The sequence below is a fragment of the Sulfitobacter sp. genome (assembly GCF_041552635.1).
Classification (GTDB): Bacteria; Pseudomonadota; Alphaproteobacteria; order Rhodobacterales; family Rhodobacteraceae; genus Sulfitobacter.
Window position 1 is genome coordinate 1 of sequence record NZ_JBFEKM010000197.1, and the last position, 6,330, is coordinate 6,330.

Here is a 6,330-nt window from a genome sequence, read left to right on the forward strand (position 1 = left end):
CAAATAGTCGGGGTTGCACATCGGCAAGGATAGATCGTTCACCACCGGTTCAACGGTCAGCCCCGACCAGTTGCCCAGACCATAGCGCAGGTCAAGATCAACGGCCTCGGTCTCAAAGGCGCTGTAGTCAGGCGTCGCATCGACACGAATGTTCCAGTCCGGGTTTTGTTCTGCGAAGGCCGCGATGCGGGGCCCAAGCCACCGGACGCCAAAGCTCGGGCTGACCCGGATTGTGAGACTGCGCATGTCGCGTTGCCGGCCGATGGCACTGCTTGCGTTTCTGATCGCTCTGAACGCTTGCGTCGTTGTCTGGAACAAGCGATCGCCGTCCAGTGTCAGGATCAGCCGCCGCTTTTCTCGGCGGAATAATTTGACCCCGAATTGCGCCTCAAGCGACGTCAACTGCTGGCTTACGGCAGAGGGGGAGACGCCAAGTTCATGCGCTGCCTTTGTTACGGTCCCCAGTCGGGCCACGGCTTCGAAATATTCGGTTGCTTTGAAATTGATGTCCCGCATGAACGGACATTAGACCCGGTCCCGCGGAAGTGCCAACAGGTATTGAGACGGGCAGGTGTGTGGCAAATCATTGTTCACACCCGGTTGGTGCGTTTGATACATAAGGCCGGGTTTGCCGTATTTCCATTTTGTGTCAGTCGATGACGTGAAGGTCAAAGTCATGTGACTATTAACACGAGGTTCTTAGAAGTTGGTGGATCAAATGGCTATCTTCAAGGCTATGACCCGTATCAAGGAGATCAACTCCAACGCCATGGCGCGACAAGGCTTGGTGGTAACTCACCATAGTTTCATGCAAACAAGGCCGCGGAAGCAACCCCAGCCCCTTACGGAAAATGTTAACCACTTTGCTTTCTGTTCCAGCGTCTCGAATCTGCAAGGGCGCTACGGTCTCGAAAATATCTTCGAGAGCAAGTTCGACATTGCTCGCAGGCCCGCGATCAGATCACGAGATCGGCGGCATAGGCCGTCAGAACCCACTCTGGTAGGGTTGGAGTGGCCTTTATCAGGCGGCCAGTGGCAAAGACGAGCATCTGCTGTGGCGCTGTATTGAGACCGGAGTTGTCGAATACCATGCCCCTATCAGCCCGCAACACCGCCTCGCGTATGAGGGGCTGGCCGCGCTCGTAACGCGCACGGATCTTCTCTTCGGGAACATCATGTCCGCCCTCCTCGGTGCGGCTCCTGACGCGACCCACGGACAGATCGGGACTATCGACGCCCACATGCATCACGACGACAAGGTATCCATGCGCTCGGGCAGATTCGATGACCTCGAGCTTGGATGGATGCGAAAATACAGTCTCGGTGGCGAAGCTCTGGCCCGCCTCCAGCATCTCTATCCGTCGCGCTTGGGCAATCCTGGCGGCCCGGTAAGACGCCTCCATCGACAGATCCTGAAGCTCGTCGCGCTGGATGATGTCCGCATTGATGAAAGGACCCGCGAAGCCGGGAGCGACGCGGGTCTGGTAAAGGGTCGATTTACCGGCACCATTTGGCCCGGCAAGCAGGACAAGACTCGGCCTCAAGCCGCAGTGTCCTCCTTGGCATAAACGAGGTTGCCACCAGCATCGAGGCCAACGCCCCGGCCGAGAGCCTGGCGCCGAGCGAAGAAGGACTCTTCAGCTTCCGGGGCACGCCCCATCTTCTCGGTGAAGGCATCGAGCCATGCGACGTCCTCATCCTCCCCCAATTGTGTCGTGTCGAGATTGCCTTCGAGTGCAGCGGTGATCCGCGTATAGTCAAAGCTTCCAGAGTGTTCGATCGCCCGGCCAATTTTCAGCCAGTGAGTAATCTGACCTGCTACGGACCGGCTATGCAGATCTGCCTCGCGGCGGACCAAGGTCATTATGTCGTCTGCAAGTTTTACGGATTGTGCCATGTTCGCCTCCTGTGTGATCAATAGGTAGCAAAATGCCACCCAGAAGTCAAGGTTTGGGGCTACCGCTCGGACCAAGGTTTCGGCACCCTCGGCAAAAGCTTCACGGCTGATGCCATCGACCAGTTTGAAATTTACTGTTTAGATTGTATGTTTTGTCATGTGCCGTCTCCTCGATTTTGTTGACGGGACCAACTTAACCCAACCCAACTGCCGATCTATGTCAGCTGATCCGTGCCCACCAACTGTTCCGACCATGATGCAGTCAATTTTCCCTACAGAGGACATTCGCTGCAACAAAGAAAATCGGTTACATGGACTCACTGCCGCCATTCGCTGCGATCCAAACGAACGTCTGCTTTCGCATTTTGGGTCAGTCATTAAGTGCGCGATCAAGAGGGTCGCGGTGCCGCCCAGCTGAAAAGGTTGTTCAAGGTTTCGCCGAACACAATCAGACGGGCGTGAATACAGCTGCCAAAGATAGAAGCTCTGACTGTTATTGACTTGTCCACATATAGACTATATGTCTGTAAGTGGACAAAGGAGAGCGAAAATGCAAATCGCCCATTTCTCAAGCACGCATGCTCCTGTTGATGGCATGCAGTTCCATACTATCTCCAGAGAAGACCGTGCCCGGACAAGTGCTCCGGGCTTGCGCGCCTTTCGTGAGATCGCAGACCGGTTTGATCTGAGTGAAGCTGAACGTATCGCCATTCTTGGAGACCCGGGGCGCTCTACCTATCATCAATGGATGAAGAAGGCGCGTGAACAGCAGCCCCTGACTCTGCCTCTTGATACACTATTGCGGATTTCGGCCATACTCGGAATTTACAAGGCGCTGACCATTCTTTTCGAAGATGAGAGCCAGGCGCTGGTCTGGTTGAAGGGTCCCCATCAGGGAACGCTCTTCGCTGGAGCCTCACCTATGGCCTACATGCTTGAAGGCGGGCACGATGGCCTGATGTCAGTGCGCCGCTACCTCGATGCATGGCGTGGCGGTAACATGGGCGCTGGCGCACCAGAAGGCAGCTTTGAAGCTGTCACCGAAGAAAATCTTGTCTTTGCATGAAAATTTCCGATTACGATGTGGTGCCCGCACCTGCGGGAACCACACGCCTTATACCCTCACAGTTTCCGCCAATCCCCGCCTTTGATACAGTCACTACCCATGATGATCTGGCTGCCGTTATGGATCTGGAAGGTTGGACAAATGACCGTCTTGTTGGGCCTCGGATGTCCCGCCTGCCGCGAACGGAATGGGTTTACGGTAGCCCCAACGCCAGTGTGGTTGTGGCCGCGTTTCTTCATGGATCGCCCGGTGGATTACGGTTTTCAGATCCAAGTCTGGGAGCGTGGTATGGCTCGACCCACCTCACCTCTGCAGTGCTGGAAGTTGCCAACGGACTGCGCAAGGAGATCGCGCTCAGCGCATTGACGCAGAAATCCGAGAGCTACCGGCAATACAAGGCAGACCTTGCAGGCGACTATGTCGACATCTTCGGAGCGCATCCAGAATATCATGATCCAGACGATGCGCACTACCCCGTAGCACAAGCTTTCGGTCAGCGTGTTCGAGCTGAAGGTGCGCGTGCCGGCATCCGGTATGAGAGCGTCCGTCACCCGGGGCATGAGAACTGGGTCTGTTTTCGACCGTCCCTCGTTCGATCAGTGATGCAGGCAGCCCATTTCAAGATCGAAGTGCCCCAAACCGGGCGTGTCGTGGTGCGTCAGCTGCCTTGATTAATAGTAGATCATAGCGCCAAAAGGGGAGCAATCGGGTTCAACCTCGGGGGGCCAAAGCGGCGCTGTCGATCGTAACGGTATACTGAACGGAAGAATGTCATCGTAAGCCCATGCTTGCCACCTTTTGATTAATTTCCCTCAATGTTGGAAATACAGCGAATCTTCGAGATTCATTGGTTTTGTAAATCACTCTCGATAAAGCACAGCGCTTCAGCAAGTTTGTCTAAGGCAACCTTTTTCGGATCTTCAACATGGTCCAGCAGGTGGACGGAAGACAGATAGGCTTCGAGAGATTTTGAGGTTCCATCGTCTTCATTTTTTGCGTTGTGTGCAAGAATTTCGTCGATCACCCGAGCATTAATCCCGAGCGCCTTCATGATGCTGGCGCCTGTTCTCCGCAAGTCATGACGATGCCAGTCATTTGTTCCGCTTTCGCGCTGAACAGCTTTTGTAATGCGGTGCCAGTTTCCCATGAAGTTTCCGGCTTCATTTGGAAAAACAAGCTGGTCACCTTGACGTGTTTCGAAGTTTGGAAGGCTTTTCAATAAGGCGATTGCTGCGTCTGATAACGGAAGATACTGCTGACGGGGTGGGCCCGAAATTGTCTTCACATACGGCTTATGCCAAAGGCCAGAGTTTTCGCGAAAATCTTCCCAGCGCATCTTTACCATTTCATCAAGCCGAGCGCAGGTGAATAGTAAAAATCGAAGGGCAGCAGGCCGCAAGTCGTCTTCGACTTTCATTTTCATAGCAAGGTCTTTTGGAGCTGGCCAAATCAGCAATGGCATCACTCGCGCCAGTTCTAGGTGGTCAAGAGCACGATCACGACTACCAACTATGTCATAGTCATCGGACGCGGGATCGTACGTTTGACGCAAGTCTACAACATCTATCTTGAATGGACGTCCCAGGCCGACTTTGTCAAAACGGTTTCTGTGTGCGCACCAGTCAAGTACGGGCATCAGATACGCTCGTGCCCGTGAAACCTGCCCATTCGCCTTCACTTGTCCCGATTTTGGTACGTAGCTGTTCATCGCAGCGGCAATTTGGGTCAGTTCAATCTCTGTTACAAGCATTGACAAAAAGTCAGGGAAGACGGCTCTTATCCGCCGGATTGCTTCGCATTCGGCACCAGTCTCATTCCGACGCCACGTTTTCCGCTTCGACGACATTTGTTTCTCATACTCCTCAAGAACCTCCATCAGAGTAGGAATTCCTTTCGAGAGATCTGCTTCGGCCGCTGCCACTGCTTTCCTGGCGGCAGCGGTGATGTCCCCTCCATCTCTTACGGCGGTGCGAAGCACTGAAGCTCTCCGTCGGGCTTCTGCGAGCTTCATGTCCGGATACTGTCCGATGACGGCTCTCTGTGTGCCGCCGTCCGGAGATCTCATACGAAAGGCAAAAGTAATCGTGCCGGATGGCAGAGCGCGGGCTGAGAGACCAGTCTCTTTTCTATCCGAAAATTCAGTTCTCTTCTCTACGCGGAGTGTGCGTAAATATGCGTCGGTCAGGTCTTCGGCGGCCATTTCATTACTCCAGTTTGTTGTTGAAGCATATTTGGCACGCCCTTACTCGTGACGCAATGGTGACACAGATCGCTCGCGCTACCTTGGTGCCAGAAACGCTATAATGAGGACTTCTAGGTAATAAATTATACAATAAAAACAAGAATATATAAGAAAATTTATTGCTTCAGAGTGCTTATGAGTAACCACTATGATGTAAGATGAAATGCTGTGATTGAGGATTGAGAATCCTCGTGTCGGTGGTTCGATTCCGCCCCTGGGCACCATTTTTACTACATAGTTTCAAATGGATACAGTCAGTCTATTGCGTTGGTTGCATATGCGCAGAGAGCGACATTTGCAAAGTTTGGCCGTTGCGCCAGAGCGGACATTGGGCAAAGATGCAGCTAATGGCGGTTGTGAGCCCTTAGTTACTGCGCGAGCCAAACGTAGGTAACGTATGCGATCAGCACAACCAACCCGATGCCCCTCCCGATTATTGGACGGGTCAAAAGCAGCGCAGTCAGTGCCAGCGAGGCCGCAATCATGATTGGCAGATCGAAGGTCAGGAACCGATCGGCGACAGGAACCGGTTTGATCAGTGCCGTCACGCCCAGAATACCCAGCACGTTGAAGATGTTGGACCCGACGATATTGCCGATCGCGATTTCTGACTGACGCCGGAAGGCTGCGATGATGGACGTGGCAAGTTCTGGCAAGGATGTGCCCACCGCCACAATTGTCAGCCCGATGAACGCCTCGGAGATGCCAAAGCCCCGGGCGATGGACACGGATCCATCAACCAGAAAACGTGCGCCGAACATTAAGACGACAAAACCACCCAAAACCCAGAGCGCGGAAATAAGCATCGAGGACGGCACCGACGTATCAGCATCGTCATCGACGGCGTCACCGGGTTGCAGGTAGACCCATATCAGGTAGCCCACCAGACCAAGCACCAGCACGGCACCCGGAAACCGGCCGATTTCGCCCATCGCAAAGATCGGCACTAGGGCAATCGCCGCCGCGAGCATGACAGCTGTATCCCGCCGCAGTGTCCCGCCAGAGACACGGATCGGCCAGACGAGACTGGTCAGGCCAACGATTAGCAGGATGTTGGCGATGTTCGATCCCACGATGTTGCCCACCGCGATGTCAGGCACACCGCCCAACGCGGCCTGGACCGAG

At 54.2% G+C, this 6,330-nt stretch carries 7 protein-coding genes; 2 read left to right on the forward strand and 5 right to left on the reverse strand.

Going from position 1 to position 6,330, the window contains the following annotated elements:
- The 3 genes from ABYT07_RS17950 to ABYT07_RS17960 form a co-directional block, all read right to left on the reverse strand.
- The coding region (locus ABYT07_RS17950) for a LysR family transcriptional regulator (RefSeq protein WP_372993394.1) at positions 1 to 516 on the reverse strand (516 nt) is incomplete at its 3' end.
- A 440-nt stretch (positions 517 to 956) separates the two neighbouring features.
- Positions 957 to 1,544, reverse strand: coding sequence for a zeta toxin family protein (locus tag ABYT07_RS17955; RefSeq protein WP_372993395.1), 588 nt, complete (start codon positions 1,542 to 1,544; stop codon positions 957 to 959).
- Positions 1,541 to 1,897, reverse strand: coding sequence for a hypothetical protein (locus tag ABYT07_RS17960; protein WP_372993396.1), 357 nt, complete (start codon positions 1,895 to 1,897; stop codon positions 1,541 to 1,543). The genes ABYT07_RS17955 and ABYT07_RS17960 overlap by 4 nt, the downstream gene beginning before the upstream one ends.
- Before the next feature lie 550 nt (positions 1,898 to 2,447).
- Between ABYT07_RS17960 and ABYT07_RS17965 the strand changes: the two genes are divergently transcribed.
- Together ABYT07_RS17965 and ABYT07_RS17970 are read left to right on the forward strand one after the other, a co-directional pair.
- Complete coding sequence (locus tag ABYT07_RS17965) at positions 2,448 to 2,963, forward strand: MbcA/ParS/Xre antitoxin family protein (protein WP_372993397.1); 516 nt, start codon at positions 2,448 to 2,450, stop codon at positions 2,961 to 2,963.
- On the forward strand, positions 2,960 to 3,634 hold the full coding sequence (locus ABYT07_RS17970) for an RES family NAD+ phosphorylase (protein ID WP_372993398.1): 675 nt from the start codon (positions 2,960 to 2,962) through the stop codon (positions 3,632 to 3,634). Before ABYT07_RS17965 ends, ABYT07_RS17970 begins: the two co-directional genes overlap by 4 nt.
- 173 nt (positions 3,635 to 3,807) lie before the next feature.
- On the opposite strand, the gene ABYT07_RS17975 is transcribed toward ABYT07_RS17970, so the two are convergent.
- On the reverse strand, positions 3,808 to 5,163 hold the full coding sequence (locus ABYT07_RS17975; protein WP_372993399.1) for a tyrosine-type recombinase/integrase: 1,356 nt from the start codon (positions 5,161 to 5,163) through the stop codon (positions 3,808 to 3,810).
- Positions 5,164 to 5,573: 410 nt separating this feature from the next.
- A partial coding sequence (locus ABYT07_RS17980) for a calcium/sodium antiporter (protein WP_372993400.1) occupies positions 5,574 to 6,330 on the reverse strand: 757 nt, incomplete at its 5' end.